The organism is Actinoplanes italicus, from assembly GCF_003001815.1.
Classification (GTDB): domain Bacteria; phylum Actinomycetota; class Actinomycetes; order Mycobacteriales; family Micromonosporaceae; genus Actinoplanes; species Actinoplanes italicus.
Genome location: NZ_PVMZ01000002.1, coordinates 267,170 through 288,739 on the forward strand (window position 1 = coordinate 267,170; position 21,570 = coordinate 288,739).

The window sequence follows — 21,570 nt, forward strand, 5'->3', positions numbered from 1 at the left end:
CGCCACCGGTCCCGATGTCAGCGGTCGAGCAGCGCGAACAGCGCTTCCCACCGGGCGACGATGCTGTCGGGGGTGAAGCGCTGCACCGACTCACGGCCCGCGGCGCCGAGGCGGCCGCGCAGCTCGCGGTCGGTGATCAGCCGGTCGAGGCCGGCCGCGAAACCGGGCACGTTACCGGCGGTGACGACGAGGCCGCCGCTGACCTCGTCGTGGATCAGTTCGCGGATGCCGGGGGCGCAGTCGAACGCGACGGTCGGCAGGCCGTACGCCATCGCCTCCATCACCGCGATCGGGAAACCCTCCTCGCGCGACGGCAACGCGTAGACCGAGGCAGAGCTGAGGGCACCGTCGATGTCGCTGGTCTTGCCCTGGAACAGCTCCTGGTCGTCGAGGCCGAGACCGCGCGCCTGGGTGCGCAGCGCCTGTTCGTCCGGCCCGGCGCCGAAGATCTTCAGCTTCCAGTCGGGGTGCCGCGGGCCGACGACCGCCCACGCCTCGAGCAGCATGTCGATGCCCTTGTCGTGGGAGAGCCGGCGCAGCGTGACCACGGTCTTCTCGTCGAGCGTGGGCAGCGTCTTCGGCACGGTCATCAGCGGGTTCGGCATGGCGCCGACGTTGGACATGCCGGCCCGGGCCCACGCGTCGGCGTCGGCGTCGGTGAGCGAGAGGTGGATGTCCATGTCGGCGTAGAACTTGAGCACCCGGTTGTAGCGGCTGCTGTTCTTGCACGCCTCGAACGACTCGTGCGACATGCCGATGACCTGCATGCCCTTGGTGTCGGCGGCGGCCACCCACTCACCGGCCCACACCTGGGAGGCGATCACCACGGCGCCGGGCCCGGAGGCGGTGCGCAGGATCTCGTTGAGACGGGCCACACCGCCCTCGAAGATCTGCTGCCGCTTGCGCGCCTGCAACGCCCGGCTCGGGTTGAGCGCGGCCGCACCGGACACCTTGCGGCGGCGCGGCAGCTGCTCGGCGTGCAGGGTGAACGTCTCGTACGGCAGGTCGGAGCCGAAGTCGCGGTAGTCGCTGGCCGGTTCCATGCCGATCAGCCGGACCCGGTGCCCCCGCGCGGTGAACAGCCGCGAGATGTCGTGCACCCACTGGGTCAGGCCGCCCAGCTCGTTGATGCTGTTGCAGACGACGAAGATGTCCCGGTGCTCAGCCACGACGGTCACCGGTCCGGAAGAAGCGGTCGACGACTGCCTTGGCGGCCTGCCCGGTGTCGAACTCGCCGAACTCGGCGACGAATTCGCGACGTTTGCCGGCGAAGGCGTCGGCGTTGCCGTCCAGGTCTGCGATGGCGGCGATCAGTTCCTCCGATGTACGGGTGAGCGGACCGGGCGCGGTCGAGTCGAGATCGAAGTACGATCCGCGGCTGCTGCCCACGTAGTCGTCGTAGTCCGGCACGTGGAAGATCATCGGCCGGTCGAGCAGCGAGTAGTCGAACATCAGTGACGAGTAGTCGGTGATCAGCGCGTCGGAGATCTGCATCAGCGGGGTCACGTCGTGCACGTTCGCCACGTTACGGACCGAGTGGCCGTACGCCGGAGGCAGCGCGAACGACACCAGGTAGTGCGGGCGCACCAGCAGGATCGTGTCGTCGCCGAACCGATGGACGAACTCGTCGAGGTCGAACGGCAGTTCGAGCCCGGAGCGCCGGTTGACCTCCTCCGGCCGGAACGTCGGCGCGTAGAGCACCACCCGTCGGCCGTCGGTGATGCCGAGCTTCTTGCGCAGCTTGGCGAGCTCGGAGTCGTTGCCGCCGTTGACCAGCGCGTCGTTACGCGGGTAGCCGCTGCGCAGCAGCTCGGCGCCGACCCGCATGCCCTTGGTCAGGGTGCGCACGTCGTGCTCCGAGCGGACCAGGAAGTAGTCGAACCGGTCGATCGCCGCCTGCCACTTGTTCTGCTGCGTCTCGGTCTGCGCCTTGATGGTCGCCTCGTCGAAGCCCATCCGCTTGAACGCCGAGCCGTGCCACGTCTGGATGTAGGTGGTCTCCGGGCGCTTGCGCAGGTCGTGCGGGAAGCCCTGGTTGTCGATCCAGAACTCGGCCTGACCGAGCGCCTGCAGGTAGCTCCACGAGTTGCGGCGCACCAGTTTCGCGTCCGACGGGAAACCGGTCGGGTGTTCGGCGTACGCCCAGATGGGGGTGAACTTGATGCCCTGCCGGCGCATCTCCTCGTAGATGGCGCGCGGGCTGTCCGAGAACTGCTTGCCCATGTGGCTCTCGAAGACCACGGTGCCCTTCTTGACGGGCATCTTGAGGAACACGTTCTCGTACCAGGCGAGCTTCGTCGCCCGGTTGTTGCGGCGCTGTCGCAGCGAACGCTGCAGGTCGGCGGCGCGCTGCCAGGCCCGGCTGCCGAAGCTGGTGTTGCGGACTCCGGCGATCGCGGCCGAGCCCACCTTGGCGGCGCTGCCGTCGGCCTCCTGGCGCAGGGCCACGTTGCCGCTGTCGGTCTGGTAACCCTGCAGCAGGTCGGAGGTGAGGCGGCTGAGTTTCGGGCGGGTCGGCAGCCGCAGCGCCTCGACCACGTCCTCCTCGGCGAAGAGGGCCAGGTCGGCGCCCTCACCGCCGACCGAGACGTGCAGCCGCAGGGAGTACGTCGGGTCGATGAGCCCGATCGGGCGGAGCAGTTTCTCGGGCGTGAACGTGACGCTCCAGCCGACCCGCTGCTCGTCGACGGCCAGCTGCGCCTTGGTCTTGAACACCCGCCGCTTGCTGCGCCGCTCCTCGAAGACGAGCTGTGCCTTCGGCGCCGACTCGACGGTGATCCGGCCGACCGGGTTGGTGAACGAGCCGGTCAGGGTGACCACGTCGCCGTCGCGGTGCACGCTGTCGATGCGGGCGCCGATGCGCAGCTTGCCGAGCGGGCCGTCCTGGAATCCCATCTCCGTGACGTCGAGGACCTCGCGGCCCAGCGGGTCGTCCAGGTGCCGGTCGCCCCAGTAGACCCGGCCGTCCCGGACGACCAGGTCGACGGTCAGATGCGGCTGGATCGGCCGCGGCGCCATGTAGTCGTGCACCGCGGCGACACCGTGGTAGTCGCCCTCCCGGACCAGGTAGGCCGCCATCGCAGGCAGTGGCTTGGCCTGCCGGAACGCCTCCTCCTGAATGGTCTGCAGGTAGGGGCGGGCGGCGTCGACCAGGGCCCGCTGGTTCTCCTCGGGCAGGGCGCTCAGCTTGGAGAGGTGGACGCGCAGGTCGTTCTCGATGAACCGGACGTCCTTCTGCAGCCGCAGGTCACCGGCGGCGTGCGCCTCGAGCAGGTCGTCGATCTTGCGGGTGACGATGATCCGGTCGGTGATGTTGCGGATGTCGGCGGCGCGGCGGGTGATCGAGAGGTTCGCGGCCTTGCGCTCGATGTTCCACGTGTAGATCCGCTGCGGGATGACCGCGATCTTCTTCGCGGCGAGGTAGGCGTGCGCCGAGAACAGGTTGTCCTCGTAGAGCCGATCCTCCAGGAAGACCAGGTTCTCCCGGGTCAGGAAGTCGTGCCGGTAGAGCTTGTTGGTCGACAGCACGTCGTAGAGCAGCTCGGGCTGGTCGCGCAGGCTCTCGTAGACCACCTTGCTCTGTACCAGCCAGGGCATCCACGACGTCTCCTTGCCGGTGGCCACGTCGTGCCGCACGCACCGGCCGATGACCATGTCGGCCTCGCTCTGCTCGGCCATCGCCACCATGTTGCGGCAGGCGTGCGGGTCGAGCACGTCGTCGCTGTCCAGGAACATGATGAACCGGCCGCGCGCGGCCGCGATGCCCGCGTTGCGGGGGGCGCCGCAGTGACCCGAGTTGGCCGGGAGGCGGATGAACTTGACGACGTCAGGGTGTTGCGCGACCAGCCGCTCGACCACCTCCGGGGTGCCGTCGGTGCTGTGGTCGTCGACCACGATGATCTCGTGGCTGCGCAACGACTGATCAAGAACCGACTGAACAGCGGTGGCGACCCGCCCGGCGTCGTTGTAAACAATGACCACGACTGTGACGTCAGGAGGCCTGGGCTGGGACGAGGTCACGGTTGACGTGGTCCTTTCTACAAAGCTGTCGGCCACTCGCATCACCGGCGCAACCGATGCTGGGCAGGGGGTGTGCCTGAGGGCGGTCAGCATCATAGGTTACAGCCCGTTGTCTCACGTCCTGCCGACGATCAAGGCGTCGGTGAATGTCCGGCCGATCGGTGACGCCATGTGGTACGACCGGCGTAGGGCCACCGGGGTTGCCCGGGACCGTCATCCGAGTCGGCTAGCCTGTCACGGATTTTCGTGACCAGGGAGGACGTTCGTGAAGGTTCTGATCGCGGGTGGTGCGGGTTTCATCGGCAGCACAATCGCGTCCTGTCTGCTCGATGCCGGCCACGAGCCGGTCATCCTGGACAATCTGGTCACCGGCCGCCGTGAGTTCTGTGAGGGCCGGTCGTTCTACCTGGGTGATATCGCCGACAGTGCGGTCCTCGACCGGATCTTCGAGGACCACCCGGACATCAGCGCGGTCGTGCACTGCGCGGCGCTGATCGTCGTGCCCGAGTCGGTGGAGCGCCCGATCCACTACTACCGGGAGAACGTCGCCAAGACCCTGGAATTCGTCGACCACCTGATCGCCAAGGGCGTCACCCGGCTGCTGTTCAGCTCGTCGGCGTCGATCTACCAGCCCGGCGAGGACTTCACCGTCGACGAGGGTTCGAACCTCACGGCGCTCAGCCCGTACGCGCGGACCAAGCTGATCGTCGAGCAGATGCTCTCCGACATCACCGCGGCCACTCCGCTGAACGTCCTGTCACTGCGCTACTTCAACCCGATCGGCTCCGACCCGAAGATGCGGACCGGCCTGCAACTGCGGTCGCCCAGCCACGCGCTCGGCAAGCTGATCGAGGTCTACCGGGAGGGGCAGCCGTTCCCGGTGACCGGCGTCGACTACCCGACCCGCGACGGCTCCGGCATCCGCGACTACGTGCACGTCTGGGATCTGGCCGGCGCCCACCTGCGGGCGCTCGAGGAGTTCGACGAGCTGCCCTTCGAGCAGGGCTCCCTGGCGATCAACCTGGGCACCGGCACGGGCACCACGGTGCTGGAGTTCGTCGAGGCGTTCAACCAGGTCGCCGACCGCCCGGTGGAGATCGAGCGGGCCCCGCGCCGCCCCGGAGACTCGGCCGGCGCGTACACCCGCAGCACCCGCGCGGCCGATCTGCTGGGGTGGCGGGCCGAGCACTCGGTGGCCGACGGCATCCGTGATTCGCTGGCCTGGTTCGCTCAGCGCGAAAGAATCCTGCCGGATCTCGCCCGTTAGTTCCTCAACCCGTGGCAACGGCTGAGTGCGCCCGGATCGTAGGACCGTCCCGGATCTGACCGACCTGGGGATCGGACCGGATGACCCGGGCCACTATCGTTGCCATACATGACCCCCATCCCGCTCGCCGAGGAACTTCTGCTCCTCGCGTATGACGACCAGACCGGAAAGGCCACGGGCTCCCGCATCGGGCTCGATCTGGGCATGGCCGCCGCGGTGCTGATCGACCTGGCGTTGGCCAACCGGATCGCCTACGCGGCCGACGGCCACCTGACGGTCGTCGACGCCACCCCGCTCGGTGACCCGGTCGCCGACGCGGTGCTGAAGAAGGTGGCGACCGAGGAGCCGCACACGCCCGCCCAGTGGCTGCAGCGACTCCGGCACCGGCTGCGCACGCGGGTCCTGGAGGACCTGTGTGCCCGGGGCGTCGTGCAGGACGTGGACGAGACCCAGCTCGGTGTCATCCACGTGCACCGCTACCCGACCACGGACCCGGCCTACGAAGCCGAGATCCGGGCCCGGCTTGCCGCCGCGCTGATCGGCAACACCCTGCCCGACGAGCGGACGGCCGCGCTGGCCACGCTGCTCGTCGCGGCGCGGATGGAGCCGGCTCTGAAGCTCCCGGCCGACGAGGTCGACCGGGCGCACGAGCGGCTCGCCGAGATCGCCAGCAACGCCGGCTTCGTCGGTGACGTGACCCTGGAGGACTCCATCGTGCGGCCGAGCGTCGCGCTGGTGGTGGCCACCCTGGGCAAGGCGATCCAGGCCGCGCTGGGCGCTCCCAAGCCGATCTGATCCGTCTCCCGGGGCTTCCTCACGAAGCCCCGGGACGATTCACGACACGCCTCGCCACACGCCTCACTACACGCCGAGCGTTGCCGCGATCTCGGTGCGCAGTCCTTTCAGATCCGATGCTGCGCGGGTACGGCCGGTCGCCGGGTCACCTTCGACGACCACCTCGAGGTACGCCTTGAGTTTCGGCTCGGTACCCGACGGCCGGATGACGACCCGGGCCGTGGCGGTGCGGAAGGTCAGCACGTCGTTCTCGGGCAGCAGGTCCGCCACCTCGGTGACCGGTGCTCCGAGAAGCGTGACGGGCGGGTTGCTCCGGGCCCGTGACATCGCCAGGCCGATCTCGGCCAGGTCGTCCACCCGGACCGACAGCTGATCGGTGGCGTGCAGCCCGAACTCGGCGGCCAGCTCGTCCAGCCGGTTGGCGAGGGTGCGCCCCTCCGCCTTGAGCCCGGCGGCCAGCTCGGCGACCGTCAGCGCGGCCGTCACCCCGTCCTTGTCGCGGACCAGCGCCGGGGCCACGCAGTACCCGAGCGCCTCCTCGTAGCCGAACGCCAGATCCTCGGCGGCGCGCACGATCCACTTGAAGCCGGTCAGCGTCTCCGCATAGGGCACGCCACGAGCCGCGCACAGGCGGCCCAGCAGCGACGACGAGACGATCGTGGTGGCGTACAGGCCGGGGACGCCACGGCGGATCAGATGGTCCGCCAGCAGGACACCCAGCTCGTCACCGCGCAGCGGGCGCCAGCCGTCGCCGGCCGGGATCGCCACGGCGCAGCGGTCGGCGTCCGGGTCGTTGGCGACGGCCAGGTCCGCGCCCGTGTCCGCGGCCAGCGCCAGGAGCAGGTCCATCGCTCCCGGTTCCTCCGGGTTCGGGAACGCCACGGTCGGGAACTCGGGATCGGGTTCGGCCTGTTCGGCGACGACCGCGGGCGGCGGGAACCCGGCGGCGGCGAACGCCGCGGTCGTGGTCGACGCGCCCACGCCGTGCATCGGGGTGTACGCGATGGCCAGGTCACGCGGGCCGTCCTCGGACAGGACCGCGGCGGCGCTCCGGACGTACCCCTGAAGGATCTCGTCGCCGAGGACCGTGCCCGGACCGCCCAGCGGGACCGCGTCGGCGCTCGCCACCGCCCGGATGGCCGCCTCGATGCCGGCGTCGGCCGGTGGCACGATCTGCGCCCCGGCGCCCGCCGGACCACCCAGGCCGGTGCCCAGATAGACCTTGTATCCGTTGTCCTGCGGCGGATTGTGGCTGGCCGTGACCATCACACCGGCGACCGCGCCGAGCGCGCGCACCGCGTAGGCCAGCACCGGCGTCGGCAGCGGCCCCGGCAGCAGCAGCGCCTCCCGGCCGGCCCCGGTGGCGACCTCGGCGGTCCGCTCGGCGAACTGCCGGGAGCCGTGGCGCGCGTCGTATCCGATGACGAGCGGCCCCTCGCCGCCCTGCGCCGCGAGCCAGCCGATCAGACCGGCCGCGGCACGCGTGACCACGGCGAGGTTCATGCCGTTCGGCCCGGCGCGCAACCGGCCGCGCAGGCCCGCCGTCCCGAACGTGAGCGGTCCGGAGAACCGGTCGCTCAGCTCGGCGGCGGTGCCCGGCAGGCCGTCGAGGACCGCGCGTAACTCGGCCCGGCTCACCGGATCGGGATCGTCGGCGAGCCACGCTTCGGCCCGTGCGATCAGGTCAACATCAACTTGTGGTGCCATCAGGGATTGATAGCACAGCCGCGTCACAGGCTCAGCTGGAACGTCTCCGCCATGACGTCGTAGTACTTCTTGTACTCGGCGAACTTCGCGTCCGTCGTGGTCAGGTAGAACGAGTACATCTTGTTGTTGACCAGGGTCATCCGCCAGATGCCGTGACGCATCTGGTCACCCTCGCCACAGGTGTACTCGAACTCGGCGCCCGGGTTGCCGGCGACCGTCACCTCCTGGTTGGCGACCGGCTGGAACGGGTCGGGGCAGGTCTTGCCCTTCTTCAGCCCCGCCGGCGCGGTCTGGGTGACGAACTTGGTCGGCGTGACCTTGCCCGGCTCGACGAGGATGCGCACCTTGGTGGTCTTGTCGTCGGGATGGATGTACTCGACGTAGACGCCGCCCGCGGCCCGCGTCCAGCCGGCCGGCACCTTCACGCTGACGGCTTCGTTGCCCTTGTAGTCCTGCGTCGGGAAGTCGACGGCGGCCGTGGTCGGCTGCGGCGCCGCGGTCACCGGCGGCGTCTTGGTCTCGTCCGAGCCACTCATGGCGAAGACCAGGACCAGGACCAGGACCACGGCGGCGGCCGCGCCACCGGAGATCAGCTGCTTGTTGCGCGGCCACGACTTGAAGGTGGCGACGGCACGCCCGCTGGTCTCCTTCGCGGTGCCGACCACCTTGTCGATCGCGGCACGGCGCTTGGCGGCCGGGCTCGTCACCACGGTGCCCGGACGGGCGCCGCCGGCCTGCTGCTGGCTCCAGGCACCCTGCGGCGGGACGACTGCGGTCGTGTCACCGCCGGCACGACGGCCGTTGTCGGGCAGCTTGTGGGCCGGCATCGCGCCGGTCGGCATGATCGCGCCCGGACCCTGCTGCGGGACGGGCGGCTCGGGGGCGCGGCGCCGGCCCCCGCCGGAGTTCTGCTGCTCCAGTTTCGCCAGGTGATCGGTGAGCGACTCACCGGGAGCCAGCATCGCGCGGCCGCCGATCTGGCCGCTCGGCTGCGGCGGGATCGGCTGGGTCGCGGCCGGAGCCGGGCTGGTCGGTCGCGGCGACGGCACCACCGAGTAGGGGTCGGTCATCATGTGCGGCGGGTTCTTGCTGGCCAGCGGGCCGGCCAGCTGCTGCCGCAGGATGGTGCGGGCGGTCTGCACGTCCATCCGCTGAGCCGGGTTCTTCTCCAGCAGGCCCATCAGTACCGGGGCCAGCGAACCGGCCCGGACCACCGGGGCGGGCGGGTCCTCGACGACCGAGTGCATGGTCTCGATCGGGTCGCCCTTGTCGAACGGCGGACGGCCCTCGATCGCGGTGTAGAGCGTGACACCCAGCGAGAACAGGTCGCTCGGCGGGCCGAAGTCGTGGCCCATGGCCCGCTCCGGCGAGATGAAGTGCGGCGAGCCCAGCACCATGCCCGGCGTGGTCAGCTGCACGTCGGTGGGCATCCGGGCGACACCGAAGTCGGTCAGCACGCAGCGGCCGTCACCGCAGATCAGCACGTTGGCCGGCTTGACGTCGCGGTGCAGCACACCGTGCGCGTGGGCCACCTCGAGCGCGCCGAGCAGGGCGATGCCGATCTTGGCGACGACGCGCGGGGAGACCGGGCCGTCCTCGATCACCATGTCGGCGAGGCTGCGAGCGTCCAGCAGCTCCATCACGATCCACGGCCGGCCGTTCTCGTGCACGACGTCGTAGACCTGCACCACGGCCGGGTGCTGCAGCGCGGCCGCGGCCCGGGCCTCGCGCATGGTCCGCTCATACATCGCGTCCCGGTCGCTCGGCGCCAGACCGGGCGGCAGGATGACCTCCTTGATGGCCACGTCGCGGCGCAGCAGCGTGTCAGCCGCGCGCCACACCGTTCCCATGCCGCCGTGACCCACCGCGGCGCGCAGCGTGTATCGCCCGCCGATGAGGGTGCCCGGGGCGGCCCGTCCGCTGGGGGGAGCCGCGTTACCGCCGCTCCACGTCGGAGATTGAGTCACTGAGGATGCCGCCCGGGGGGTATAGGGGCTGTCGACCAACCCCGCTATCTTGCCTGCCGTCACCCCCCGAATGAAAGTCGCGGCGCCACTGTTCACGACACTTCGACCCTCTGTGATGGCCGAGTGGCCGAGGGTTGACGACCGTGGGACGCAGGGTGGCAAATTCCTCACGGTCGGACGCCTTAACGAGTCTTAGGATTCGTCGTGTGAATGCAGAGTCGGGGTTCCCCATCAAGCCGGTGTACGGCCCTGCCGACGTGCCCGCGGGCGCCGGAGCCGAAGAGCCCGGCGAGTACCCGTACACCCGTGGCGTCTATCCGACGATGTACACCAAACGGCCGTGGACCATGCGGCAGTACGCCGGTTTCGGCACCGCCGCCGAGTCGAACGCCCGCTACCACCAGCTGCTCGCGGCCGGGACCATGGGCCTTTCGGTCGCCTTCGATCTGCCCACCCAGATGGGTTACGACTCGGACGACACGATCGCGCACGGCGAGGTCGGCAAGGTGGGCGTGGCGATCGACTCGATCGACGACATGCGGCTGCTCTTCAAGGACATCCCACTGGACCGGGTGTCCACCTCGATGACGATCAACGCGCCCGGCTCGGTGCTGCTGCTGCTCTACCAGCTGGTCGCCGAGGAGCAGGGTGTCCCCGGATCGGCTCTGCAGGGCACGATCCAGAACGACATCCTCAAGGAGTACATCGCCCGCGGGACGTACATCTTCCCGCCGAAACCGTCGCTGCGGCTGGTGGCCGACACCTTCGCGTACTGCCGGGCCGAGATCCCGAAGTGGAACACCATCTCGATCTCCGGCTACCACATGGCCGAGGCCGGCGCCTCACCCGCGCAGGAGATCGCGTTCACCCTGGCCAACGGCATTGAGTACGTCCGCGCCGCGATCGCTGCGGGCCTGGCCGTCGACGACTTCGCGCCCCGGCTGTCGTTCTTCTTCGTGGCCCGGACCACCCTGCTCGAGGAGATCGCCAAGTTCCGGGCGGCGCGGCGGATGTGGGCGCGGATCATGCGCGACGAGTTCGGTGCCAAGGACCCGAAGTCGCTGATGCTGCGCTTCCACACGCAGACCGCCGGCGTGCAGCTCACCGCCCAGCAGCCCGAGGTCAACCTCATCCGGGTGGCGATCCAGGCGCTCGGCGCGATCGCCGGCGGCACCCAGTCGCTGCACACCAACTCGTACGACGAGGCGCTCGCCCTGCCCACCGAGAAGTCCGCCCGGCTCGCGCTGCGGACCCAGCAGGTGCTCGCCTACGAGAGCGGGCTGACCGGGACCGTGGACCCGTTCGCCGGCTCCTACGCGGTCGAGGCGCTGACCGACGCCGTCGAGCGGGAGGCCACCGCGCTTATCGACCGGGTCTTCGAGTACGGCTCCGCCGTCGACGCGATCGAGCAGGGCTTCCAGAAGGGCGAGATCGAGGCGTCCGCGTACCGGATCGCCACCGAGATCGACTCCGGGGAGCGCGTGGTCGTGGGCGTGAACCGGTTCGCCGCCGAGTCGGAGGAGAAGTACGAGCCGCTGCGCGTCGACCCCGCGATCGAGGCCGCTCAGGTCGCCCGGCTCGCAAGGCTCCGGGCCGAGCGCGACGGCGACGCTGTCCAGGACGCATTGAAAGATCTGGCGAAGGCCGCCGCCGGAACGGTGAACGTCCTACCGTTGATGAAAGAGGCCTTGCGTCTGCGTGCCACGGTGGGGGAGGTGTGTCACACCCTCCGCGGGGTATGGGGCGTGCACCGCCCCGTCGAGCGGTTCTGAGCTGCTCGACGTACCAGTAGTGTGTCGCGTCACCTCCGCGATCCACTACCCGTTGAGGGGTTGGCGGGCCGGGACGATCTCCCGTGTGCCCGCCTGACCTCGGTCGGGGCGTGAGCACCTCTTTACGTGACCGTTACACAGCGTCACCACAATCGGGACTAAGCTGTCGCGCGTTGCGTAAACCGACGAAATTCGAGAGTGATACGGAAGCCGACGTGACTGCAGCTCTGGAGGCGCCCGAGGGCGTCGATACGGCGTGGCCCGGGCAACTGCCCGGCACCGACCCCCTTCCCGGCCGGCTCGACCGCTGGCTCGCCGCGAGGGGCGCCGAGCTCGTAGCCATTCGCCGGCACATTCACGCGCATCCCGAGCCGTCACACTCCGAATTCGAGACCGCCGCCCTGATCGCCCGGGAGCTCTCGGTCGCCGGCCTCAGCCCGCGGATGATGCCGCGCGGCAACGGTGTCATCTGCGACATCGGCACCGGTGAGCGGACCATCGCGTTCCGGGCCGACATCGACTCGCTGCCGCTGCGGGACCTCAAGGACGTTCCGTACCGCAGCACCGTCGACGGGCAGGCGCACGCCTGCGGCCACGACGTGCACACCACCATCGTGCTCGGCCTCGGCATGGCCCTGGCCCAGCTGGACGAGCAGGGGCTGCTGCCCGGCCGGGTCCGGCTGATCTTCCAGCCGGCCGAGGAGGCGATGCCGTCCGGCGCGCCCGAGGTGATCGCCGCCGGTGGGCTCAAGGACGTCGACGCGATCTACGCGCTGCACTGCTACCCGCAGCTGCCGGCCGGCCTGGTCGGCGTGCGTTCCGGGCCGTTCACCGCGGCCGCCGACGCCGTCGAGGTCAGGCTCAGCGGACCGGGCGGGCACACCGCGCGGCCGCACCTCACCGCCGATCTGGTGAACGCGCTCGGCCGGATCATCGTGGACGTCCCGTCGCTGCTCAGCCGCCGGATGGACCCGCGGGCCGGGCTGTCGCTGGTCTGGGGCGCGGTCCACGCCGGGCAGGCGTTCAACGCCATCCCCGGCGCGGGCGAGGTCCGCGGCACGGTCCGGGTGCTCAGCCTGGAGGCGTGGCGGGAGGCGCCCGACCTGATCACCAAGCTGATCCGGGACGTGGTCGCGCCTACCGGTGCCGAGGTCGACATCAACTACATCCGCGGGGTCCCGCCGGTGATCAACGACCGGATGGCGTCGGCGGTCATCGCGGGTGCGGCCGGTGCCGCTCTCGGCGCCGACCGGGTGGTGGAGGCCGAGCTCAGCATGGGCGGCGAGGACTTCGCGTTCTATCTGGAGCACGTGCCCGGCGCGATGATCCGGCTCGGCACCGCCCGGCCCGGCTCCGACGTCCGCCACGACCTGCACCAGGGCGACTTCGACGTCGACGAGAGCTGCATCGGCCACGGCGTGCGGGTGATGGCCCACACGGCGCTGGCGGCCCTGTCCACGGGCGCTTTCTAAACCTTTCATCGGGTACGTCCGGAGCCGCGAACCCAGGTTCGCGGCTCCGGACGTACACCCACTCAGTTGGTCGAAGTCGGCGCCTCGGCAGCCACCGGCACCACCGCCGCGGGGGCGGGACGACGGCGGTTACGGCGCAGGAAGTGGATGATCGCCCACGCCGGGACGCCCAGCGCGATGATCCACGGCAGCAGCGCGCCGAGCAGGGTGAGCAGCACGCCGAGTGAGGCGACCAGGGCGTTCCAGCCGCCCGAGAGTCCGGCCAGGAAGCCCGGCGGCTCGTCGTTGTCGTCGGCCGGGGTGGCCTGCGGGTCGAGCAGGACCACCGTGATCGTGGAGAGCGCCGTGAGGTCGGACAGGCGGCGCTTCTTGCCCTCGAGCGCGGCCAGGTCGGACTCCCGGGAGGCCACCTCGCGCTCCAGCATCACCAGGTCTTCCAGCGTCTTGGCCTGGGCGAGCAGACGCTTGCCGCTCTCCAGCCGGGCCTTCTGCACCTCGATCCGGGCGTCCAGGTCGACGACCTGCTCGGTGACGTCCTCGGTGTTGATCCCGCGGTTCTCCTCCTCGCCGAGGCCGGCCAGCTGGTCGACCACCGCGGTGAACTTGTCGGCCGGGATGCGCAGCTTGATCGTCGCGGTGTCCGAGCCGGAACCACCGCTGTGCCGTTCGTCACCGCCGACGAATCCGCCGGAGCCCGCCGCGATGCCGGTGACCTTGGCGGCGGCCGCGTTGACGTCGTCCACCCGGATCGTGATCGACCCGGTGTAGATGATCGACCGCTGATCGATCCGCAGGTCGGGCGCCTGCGCCGTGGTGTCCTTGCCCTCAGCCGGTGCGGCGTCCGCCATCGCGCCGTTCTTCTGCTCGGCGGCCCCGCCGCCCTCGGCGTTCGCCTGTGCCGGTTCACGGGCCGCCGGTGCGCCCCCGCTGCTGGTCTGGTCGTATGAGTCAGCGCCGCAGCCGGCGAGCAGAAGGCCCACCAGCGACACCGCGAAGATTCCCCGTTTTCTCATGGCAGCTCCGATCTCATGTCTTCACTGACCGGTGGGACGTGCGGCATGCACCTCCCGGTTCCGGCAGACTGCGAGGTGAACGGTTACAAGTCAGTAGCGGAGGGGTCCCGTGCGCGTCACGAAGTTCACGCATTCCTGCCTGCGCGTCGAAGGCGCCGGCGTGCTCGTCGTAGATCCTGGTGAATTCTCCGAAGCGTCCGCATTGGACGGCGCGGACGCGGTGCTCATCACCCACGAGCACTTCGATCACGTGGACGTCGCGGCCGTGACGGCGGCCGTCGCCCGCCGGCCGGAGCTGCGGATCTTCGCGCACGAGGCGGTGACGGCGCTGCTCGGCGAGGTGGCCGGCGCGACCACCGCGGTCGAGCAGGGGCAGGAGTTCGAGGCCGCCGGTTACCGCGTGCGGGCCTTCGGCGGGCAGCACGCGATCATCCATCCGTACGTGCCGGTCTTCGCGAACCTGGGGTTCCTGATCGACGACGGCGGGTCCAACCTCTACCACCCGGGTGACTCCTTCGTGGCGCCGGACGTCGAGGTGCAGACGCTCTTCGTACCGCTGAACGCGCCGTGGGCGACGATCGCCGAGTCCCTGGAGTTCGTCCGCGGCGTCCGGCCCGAGCGCGCCTTCGCCCTGCACGACGGGCTGGTCAACGAGCGTGGCGCGGCCGTCTACGGCAAACACCTGGAGAGCTTCTCCGAGACGAGGTTCCAGCAGGTCGCGCCGGGCAGTGTGCTGGACTGACGTACGTGCTGACCGTCGATGTCGTGGTCCGGCGCCTCTACGAGGACTCGCCGGAGGGTTTCGTCGCGGCCCGTGCCGCCGCGATCGAGGACGCCCGCAAGGCAGGTGACCGCGAGGCCGCCAAGCGGCTCGCCGCGCTGAAGAAACCCACCGTCGCGGCATGGGTGGTCAACCTGGTGGCGCTGCGCCGGCCCGAGCTGCTCGACGAGCTGGTCGGGCTCTCGACGGCGCTGCGGGCCGCTCAGCGCGAGCTGCAGGGCGACCAGTTGCGGGAACTGTCGACCCAGCGGCGGAAGTTCGTCTCGTCGCTGGTCGGCGCCGCCCGCAAGCTGGCCGTCGAGTCCGGTTCCGCGGCCGGGAAGCTGCCGCTCGGCGATGTGGAGGCGACGTTCACGGCGGCGCTGGCCGATCCGGAGATCGCCGAGCAGGTGCGGTCGGGCCGGCTGATCCGGGCCGTCAGCTACGCCGGTTTCGGAGAGGTGCCGAAACCGCGGCTGCGCCTGGTGACGGACGACGACCCGGTTCCGGAAGCCGAGCCGGCGCCCGCTCCGGTGGCGGCCCCGGAGATCGACCACCGGCGCCGCGAGCTCGAACGACGACGGCGCGAGCTGGACCGTGAGCTCGGCGCCGCGATGGCCGACGAACGCCGTGCCGACATCCGGCTGGAACGCGCCGAGGAGGCCGAGCGCGACGCCGGTCACCTGGTCGAGGACCTCGACGCGGAACTGGCCGAGCTGGAACGCCGCCGCACCGAGGCGGTGGCCGACGTGGCGCGTCGCAAGGCGGCCCGCCGCGCCGCCGAGCGGGAGTCGGCCGCGGCCCGCCGCCGGGTGGGCGACGTGCAGGCAGCGCTCGACGACCTGACCTGACCCCGTTCGCGGGGAGCGTTCTCTTTGGACTGTCCGGGAGATTTTCTTTAGACGGTCAGGGGGAGCAGAATCGGGCGGTGACCCCCGAACAGGCCGCCGCCAACGCTCGCACGGGACTCGCCTCGATCCTCCGGGCGTTCTCGGAGTCACCGCGGACGCTGCAGGGCGCGCGGCTGCTCGGCCTCTCCGGCTGGGCGTACCACGTCTCCGCCCGGGCCGGGGCGCTCGGCGAGGTCAGGTCCGAGACGGTGGCCGCGGTGCTGGCCTTCATAGCGCCGGAGGCGGTCACCGACGGCTGGGAGGCGGCGGTCAAGGCGTCCGCCCCGAGCGAGGTCGCCAAGTGGCATCTGGGCGAGCTGTGCAAGTGGGGCGCCGACCAGCTCGGCGGGTTTCCCCGGCTGGTGCGCCTGCTCGACCTGGCCGGCCGGGTGACCGACCGGGTGGACACCGCGGGGCTGCCGCTGTTCGCGGCCTGGCGGGCGATGCCCGTGCCCGACGTCACGCCCGGCGCGCGGGCCGCCGTGCTGCTGCATCTGCTGCACGAGCACCGGCTGGGCGTGCACGTCATGGCGGTCCGGGCCAGCGGGCTCACCCCGCTCGAGGCGATCATCGCGGGTCCCGAGGGCGAGACCGGTGCGGTGGCCCTCGGCTGGCAGGCGCCCTACCCGCCGGCCGGGCCGCTGATCCGTCGGCTGATCTGGGCCGAGGCGGTGGCCGATTCGCTGGCCGGGCAGGCGTACGCGGCCCTTGATCAGGCCGAACGCGTCGAGTTCACCGGGCTGCTGGAGTCGCTGGGCCATCGGCTGGCTCGCTGAAATCGGTTGAGGGACGAACCGTAGTCGTGTTGCGATGCCCGGATGACGGAACTTCCCCTCGGCTGGACGACGCGCCGGCCCACCCTTGACGACGTGCCCGCGATTCTCGAGCTGGTGCACGCCAGTGACATCGCCGCGGTGGGGGAGCCCGACTTCACCAGCGACGAGGTCCGCGAGGAGCTCACCACCCCCAACACCGACATGTCCCGTGACTGCTGGCTCGCGCTCGACGACGCCGGCAAGGTCGTCGGCTGGGCCTATCCCGGCAACTCGACCGGCGGCACCCGCGACTTCGCCAACGTGTACTTCTGGCCCGGCAGTGGTCTTCCCGCCCTGAAACCGCTGCTCGAGCTTCTGATGGCCCGGATGGTGGAGCGGGCCGCCGAGCTGGGCCATCAGACCTATGAGGTACGTTCCGGCGCGATCCCGGGCGAGACCGAGCTGATCGAGACCCTGACTGAGGCGGGCTTCGTCTTCCTCAAGCAGTTCGCCCGCATGCAGATGTCGCTCGACGGGGTGTCCCCGGTCGCGCCCGAGCCGCCGGCCGGCATCACCGTGCGCCCGGTCCGTCACGACGACGAGGACGAGCTGCGGGCCTTCCACGCGGTGATCGAGGAGGCCTTCGTCGACTCCGATCACCGGGCCATGCCGTTCGACGGCTGGCGTGAGCAGATCTCCAAGCCCGGCACCCCGTTCGACGAGTGGTTCGTCGCCGAGGCGGACGGGCGGATCGTCGGCTCGCTGCAGTCCACCGACGGCGGCGGGGACAGCGACGAGGGCTGGGTGAAGCACCTGGCCGTGCTCCGGACGCAGCGGAAGCAGGGTGTCGGCGAGGCGCTGCTGCGCCGGGCCTTCGCGGCGTACGCCGCGAAGGGCCGCCCGAAGGCGGGGCTCGGCGTCGATCTGGCGAACCCGACCGACGCCGCGAGCCTCTACTTCAAGGTCGGCATGGAAGCGCTGTACCGGGCCAACATCTACCGCACCACGGTGGAGGCGACCGGCGCCTGAGATGGCGTCTGCGTCTCCGGAGCGGTCCGCGGGGCCGGTGGCAGTGCTCTGCCGCCGGTCTCGCCGCTGCGGTCGAGCCAGCGCTTCGGCGTGTGCTTGCGCCACCACTTCTCGGCCGGCTCCTCCACGAACGTGAAGAGCGCCCAGCAGATCGCGTTGATCACCAGGGCCATGCCGATCAGCGTGAAGATCACCGCGTTGTTGTCCGGCATCCGGCCGAACTCGTACGTCGCCAGCCGGCTGATCGAGTGATGGACCAGATAGAAGCTGTACGACCACAGGCCGAGCATGATCAGCAGCTTGTTGTTCAGGACCCCGCGATGTCCCTTGATCTCCCGCTGCACGAACGACAGCATGATCAGGGCGGACAGGACGCCCACGATCGGGCGCATCGCGAACTCCATCTGGTGCTCGACGAAGTTCGAGAAGTCCCAGCGCTCCTGGAAGTACAGGTACGTCCAGCCGCCCAGCAGCGCGATCGGGACGATCGGGCGCAGCGGCAGGCGCCAGCCGCGCTGCACGGCCAGCGCGACGGTCATGCCGAGCAGGAACTCCGGCAGGTACACGAGCGGGTGACGCATCACCCAGCGGGCCATCGCCGGTTCCAGGTTCGCGTCGGCGATCCAGTTCACCGCGTACATCCCGAAGAGGGCGAGGCCGGTCGTCAGGGCCAGCCAGCGGGTCCGCATCCGGACGGCGATCCGGGCGGCCAGCGGGAACAGCGCGTAGAAGAGCAGCTCGACGCTGAGGGTCCAGGTCACCGGGTTGCCCGGCAGGGTCGGTTCGACGCCGGGGAACCAGGCCTGCACCAGGAACACCGACGCGATCACACTGGGCCAGTCGATGTCCTGCTTCGCCGCGATGTAGAACGCGTAGATGGCGAGCGGCAGCACGACCAGGTGGACCGGCCAGATCCGGCCGATGCGGCGCCAGTAGAAGACCATGGGGTGCTCACGGGGCTTGAAGACCCACATCATCAGAAACCCGGACAGCACGAAGAAGAACGTGACACCGTGCCCGCCGATCCCCGAGAACGGGAACAGCGCCGGTGACCGCCCGAATCCGGTCTTGCCGCCGAGGCCGGTGAAGTGGTGAGCGAACACTGCGAAGGCCGCGAAGAACCGCAGGCTCGTCAACGAGTCCAGGCGCTTCGGAATCGCGGCGCCCGCGGTGGCCCGGAGGCCGTTCATGAGCATAGGTATGTGATCGACTTCTGCGAGATGGCGGAAGGGTGACGGAAGTGCGAACACTAGTACAACCGTCGATCGAGTGGTAGGCGAGAACGTCTCGCCTGCTCAACCGCCTAGACCTCGGGAGAAGCCGTTCCGGTGGGCCGGCCGCGCAGATCGGCGACGTAGTCGTCCGGCGCACCCGCCTTCTCTGCGGCGTTCGCGATCTCCGACAGGTACCAGGCGGTCGGAAGACCGCCCTCGTAACCGGCGAAGACGTACACCCATGCGGGTACGTCACCGTCGAGCGTCGATACACGCACGGTTACCTTCTGGTACGCCCCCGCAGTCACGCCCTCGACTTCGTCGAGCTGTGCGGCGTCCCAGGGGTGGACGTCGTAGAGGGAGACGAAGACCCTGTCGCCTGGCGACTCCACGATCGTCGTGACCGCCCCCTCCCAGCCGATTTCTCCCTCACCGGCGAAGGTGAGGCGCCAGCCTTCCACCCACCCCACGCCGACCATCGGCGAGTGTGGGCAGTAGGCCAGCATGCGGGCCGGATCCATGTTCGAGCCATACGCGGCGTAGTGACGCACGGCGACGACGATAGTCGTAGCGAGCGGTGGTGAGAATATGAAGAGTGCGTGTCGGCACGTCTAATGGTTTTTGGAGGTCGGTTTGTCGTGAGTCGGATCGTGATCATCGGTGGCGGACCAGGCGGATATGAGGCGGCTCTGGTCGCGGCACAGCTCGGGGCGGACGTCACGCTCGTCGAGGCGGAGGGCCCGGGCGGTGCGTGCGTCCTCACCGACTGCGTGCCGTCCAAGACCTTCATCGCGAGTTCCGAGGTGATGACCGGTTACCGCCACGAGGAGCGGTTCGGGATCCGCTCCTCCGGCCTGTCCGGCGTGAGCGTTGACGCCAAGGCGGTCAACGAGCGGGTCAAGAAGCTCGCCCTCGCCCAGTCCGGTGACATCCAGACCAAACTGATCAAAGCCGGGGTCAATGTCGTACGGGGCCGGGCGCGACTCGGAGAGGACCGGCTCGGTCACACCCATGAGGTCCTGATCACCCCGGACGGTGGGGACACCTACCCGGTCGAGGCGAGCACCGTCCTGCTGGCCACCGGCGCCACCCCGCGGGTGCTGCCCACGGCACGGCCGGACGGCGAGCGGATCCTCGACTGGCGGCAGGTGTGGGACCTGGAGGAGCTGCCCAGTCACCTCATCGTCATCGGCTCCGGCGTGACCGGCGCCGAGTTCGCCAGCGCCTACCTGGCGATGGGCGTGAAGGTGACGCTCATCTCCAGCCGGGAACGGGTCATGCCGCACGAGGACGCCGACGCCGCGATGGCGATCGAGCGGGTCTTCCGCGAGCGAGGCATGACGATCCACAGCCAGTCCCGCGGCGACTCGGTCGTCAACACCGGCGACGGCGTGCTGGTGACCCTCTCCGACGGGCGGACCGTCGAGGGGTCGCACTGCCTCATGGCCGTCGGGGCCATCCCCAACACGGCCGAGCTGGGGCTGCGGGAGTACGGCGTGGACGTCTCCGAGGGCGGCTACGTGACCGTCGACCGCGTGTCGCGTACCAACGTCCCGGGAATCTATGCCGCCGGTGACTGCACCGGTGTCCTGCCGCTCGCCAGCGTGGCGGCCATGCAGGGCCGGATCGCGATCTGGCACGCCATGGGCGAGGCCGTGGCCCCGCTGCGTCTGCGGACCGTCTCGGCGAACGTCTTCACCGACCCCGAGCTGGCCAACGTCGGCGTCTCGCAGAACGAGGTCGACTCCGGGCGGTTCCCGGCCCGTCAGGTGATGCTGCCGCTCACCGGCAACGCACGGGCCAAGATGTCCGGGCTGCAGGACGGGTTCGTGAAACTGTTCTGCCGTCCTGGTACCGGCCAGATCGTCGGCGGTGTCGTGGTGGCACCGAAGGCGAGCGAGCTGATCCTGCCGATCACCATGGCGATCGAGAACAACCTGACCGTCGATCAGCTGGCGCACACCATCACGATCTACCCGTCACTTTCGGGGTCTATCGCGGAGGCGGCGCGGCAGCTGATGCAGCACGAGATCCAGTAACGGACTCACCGCCGCCGGCGGCGGGCTCTCTGTCGCCGGCGCCGGGCCCGCTGCCTCCGAAACCGGGCTCGCTGCCTTTGAAACCGGGCTCTCTGTCGCCGGAACCGGACTCTCTGCCTCCGAAGAGGGCGAGGATCCAGCCGGCTGTGCCGAAGATCACTGCGGCGATGGCGGCCAGGGCGAAGACCTGCCAGGCGGACTGGGTGATCGCGGTACCCCCGAGGTGCCCGACCAGTCCGCCGTAGGCGGCCCAGCCCAGCGCTGCCGCGCCGTCGTACCCGACGAAACTGCGGATCGGGTAGCCGGTGCGGCCCGCGTTGTAGCCGGAGGCCATCCGGCCGCCGGGGACGAACCGGCAGAGCAGCATCACCAGCGGTCCCGGCCGGCGCAGCCCACGGGTGAAGCGCTCGGCCGCCCGTCTGGTCCGGGACTCGTGTTCCTCGCCACGCAGCCCGAAGCGGGCCGCCAGCGAGCCGAACCGGTCGCCGGTCGAGCGGCCAAGCACGAAGGCGATGCCGTCACCGGCGAACATGCCGATCGTGCCGACGGCGATCACCAGGCCCAGGTCGAGGGCGCCGTAAACGGTCAGGGCCCCGGACGTGATCATGATGGCCTGGGTGGGTACCACCGGCACCAACGCGTCGATCGCCAGGAACGCGAACAGGGCGAGGTAGGCCCATGCCGGGTTCGCCAGCATGCTCAGCAGTTCGGTCATCGTGCGGCCACCTCGCGACTTCAGGACTCCCGGCATTCTGCTTCAGGCGGGCTGAGAGAGCGCTGTGTTCCACCGCCCGCACTCAGTGGCGCCCGTGGCGGCAGGCACTCGGAGGGCTCCACTTTTCGCCGGGCGCCGGTGCCCGGCGTACGGTT

17 protein-coding genes are annotated in these 21,570 nt (G+C 70.1%); 9 read left to right on the plus strand and 8 right to left on the minus strand.

Annotation, left to right across the window (positions count from 1 at the left end; all coding sequences use genetic code 11):
- Positions 1 to 17: 17 nt before the first annotated feature.
- Positions 18 to 1,169 carry a glycosyltransferase gene (locus CLV67_RS05215; protein WP_203736875.1) on the minus strand — a complete coding sequence of 384 codons (1,152 nt, stop codon included), beginning with the start codon at positions 1,167 to 1,169 and terminating at the stop codon, positions 18 to 20.
- On the minus strand, positions 1,162 to 4,116 hold the full coding sequence (locus tag CLV67_RS05220) for a CDP-glycerol glycerophosphotransferase family protein (RefSeq protein ID WP_106315994.1): 2,955 nt from the start codon (positions 4,114 to 4,116) through the stop codon (positions 1,162 to 1,164). The genes CLV67_RS05215 and CLV67_RS05220 overlap by 8 nt, the downstream gene beginning before the upstream one ends.
- A 169-nt stretch (positions 4,117 to 4,285) precedes the next feature.
- On the opposite strand from CLV67_RS05220, the gene galE reads away from it, so the two are divergent.
- Positions 4,286 to 5,287: a UDP-glucose 4-epimerase GalE gene (gene galE, locus CLV67_RS05225; RefSeq protein ID WP_106315995.1), complete on the plus strand. Its 1,002-nt coding sequence runs from the start codon at positions 4,286 to 4,288 to the stop codon at positions 5,285 to 5,287.
- 108 nt (positions 5,288 to 5,395) lie between these two features.
- On the plus strand, positions 5,396 to 6,082 hold the full coding sequence (locus CLV67_RS05230; protein ID WP_106315996.1) for a GOLPH3/VPS74 family protein: 687 nt from the start codon (positions 5,396 to 5,398) through the stop codon (positions 6,080 to 6,082).
- 66 nt (positions 6,083 to 6,148) lie between these two features.
- On the opposite strand, the gene CLV67_RS05235 is transcribed toward CLV67_RS05230, so the two are convergent.
- Entirely contained in the window at positions 6,149 to 7,789 is a 1,641-nt protein-coding gene (locus CLV67_RS05235; RefSeq protein ID WP_106315997.1) for a phospho-sugar mutase, read from the minus strand.
- A gap of 23 nt (positions 7,790 to 7,812) precedes the next feature.
- The gene (locus CLV67_RS05240) at positions 7,813 to 9,756 is read right to left on the minus strand and encodes a serine/threonine-protein kinase (protein ID WP_106315998.1); all 1,944 of its coding nucleotides are present in this window, start codon (positions 9,754 to 9,756) and stop codon (positions 7,813 to 7,815) included.
- A 206-nt stretch (positions 9,757 to 9,962) separates the two neighbouring features.
- On the opposite strand from CLV67_RS05240, the gene CLV67_RS05245 reads away from it, so the two are divergent.
- Both CLV67_RS05245 and CLV67_RS05250 read left to right on the plus strand, forming a co-directional pair.
- The gene (locus CLV67_RS05245; protein ID WP_106315999.1) at positions 9,963 to 11,528 is read left to right on the plus strand and encodes an acyl-CoA mutase large subunit family protein; all 1,566 of its coding nucleotides are present in this window, start codon (positions 9,963 to 9,965) and stop codon (positions 11,526 to 11,528) included.
- A 215-nt stretch (positions 11,529 to 11,743) separates the two neighbouring features.
- Positions 11,744 to 13,000, plus strand: coding sequence for an amidohydrolase (locus tag CLV67_RS05250; RefSeq protein ID WP_106316000.1), 1,257 nt, complete (start codon positions 11,744 to 11,746; stop codon positions 12,998 to 13,000).
- A 62-nt stretch (positions 13,001 to 13,062) separates the two neighbouring features.
- Here CLV67_RS05250 and CLV67_RS05255 read toward each other — a convergent pair whose 3' ends face one another.
- A complete protein-coding gene (locus CLV67_RS05255) occupies positions 13,063 to 14,013 on the minus strand; it encodes a DUF4349 domain-containing protein (RefSeq protein WP_106316001.1) in 951 nt (316 codons plus the stop codon).
- A 109-nt stretch (positions 14,014 to 14,122) separates the two neighbouring features.
- Here CLV67_RS05255 and CLV67_RS05260 point away from each other — a divergent pair, with 109 nt between their 5' ends.
- From CLV67_RS05260 to CLV67_RS05275, 4 genes are all read left to right on the plus strand, one after another.
- Positions 14,123 to 14,755: an MBL fold metallo-hydrolase gene (locus CLV67_RS05260; protein WP_106316002.1), complete on the plus strand. Its 633-nt coding sequence runs from the start codon at positions 14,123 to 14,125 to the stop codon at positions 14,753 to 14,755.
- 5 nt (positions 14,756 to 14,760) lie between these two features.
- Positions 14,761 to 15,624 carry a hypothetical protein gene (locus CLV67_RS05265; protein ID WP_106316003.1) on the plus strand — a complete coding sequence of 288 codons (864 nt, stop codon included), beginning with the start codon at positions 14,761 to 14,763 and terminating at the stop codon, positions 15,622 to 15,624.
- A gap of 77 nt (positions 15,625 to 15,701) precedes the next feature.
- Positions 15,702 to 16,439, plus strand: coding sequence for an SCO6745 family protein (locus CLV67_RS05270; RefSeq protein WP_106316004.1), 738 nt, complete (start codon positions 15,702 to 15,704; stop codon positions 16,437 to 16,439).
- Positions 16,440 to 16,481: 42 nt separating this feature from the next.
- Positions 16,482 to 17,447, plus strand: coding sequence for a GNAT family N-acetyltransferase (locus CLV67_RS05275; protein WP_106316005.1), 966 nt, complete (start codon positions 16,482 to 16,484; stop codon positions 17,445 to 17,447).
- Here CLV67_RS05275 and CLV67_RS05280 read toward each other — a convergent pair.
- Together CLV67_RS05280 and CLV67_RS05285 are read right to left on the minus strand one after the other, a co-directional pair.
- The gene (locus CLV67_RS05280; protein WP_170153754.1) at positions 17,414 to 18,637 is read right to left on the minus strand and encodes an acyltransferase family protein; all 1,224 of its coding nucleotides are present in this window, start codon (positions 18,635 to 18,637) and stop codon (positions 17,414 to 17,416) included. The two genes, CLV67_RS05275 and CLV67_RS05280, sit on opposite strands and share 34 nt — an antisense overlap.
- Before the next feature lie 113 nt (positions 18,638 to 18,750).
- On the minus strand, positions 18,751 to 19,212 hold the full coding sequence (locus tag CLV67_RS05285; protein ID WP_106316007.1) for a gamma-glutamylcyclotransferase: 462 nt from the start codon (positions 19,210 to 19,212) through the stop codon (positions 18,751 to 18,753).
- Positions 19,213 to 19,299: 87 nt separating this feature from the next.
- On the opposite strand from CLV67_RS05285, the gene CLV67_RS05290 reads away from it, so the two are divergent.
- Positions 19,300 to 20,700 carry an NAD(P)H-quinone dehydrogenase gene (locus CLV67_RS05290; RefSeq protein ID WP_106316008.1) on the plus strand — a complete coding sequence of 467 codons (1,401 nt, stop codon included), beginning with the start codon at positions 19,300 to 19,302 and terminating at the stop codon, positions 20,698 to 20,700.
- Here the strand turns inward: CLV67_RS05290 and CLV67_RS05295 are convergent.
- The gene (locus tag CLV67_RS05295) at positions 20,654 to 21,415 is read right to left on the minus strand and encodes a DedA family protein (RefSeq protein WP_106316009.1); all 762 of its coding nucleotides are present in this window, start codon (positions 21,413 to 21,415) and stop codon (positions 20,654 to 20,656) included. The two genes, CLV67_RS05290 and CLV67_RS05295, sit on opposite strands and share 47 nt — an antisense overlap.
- Positions 21,416 to 21,570: the final 155 nt, after the last annotated feature.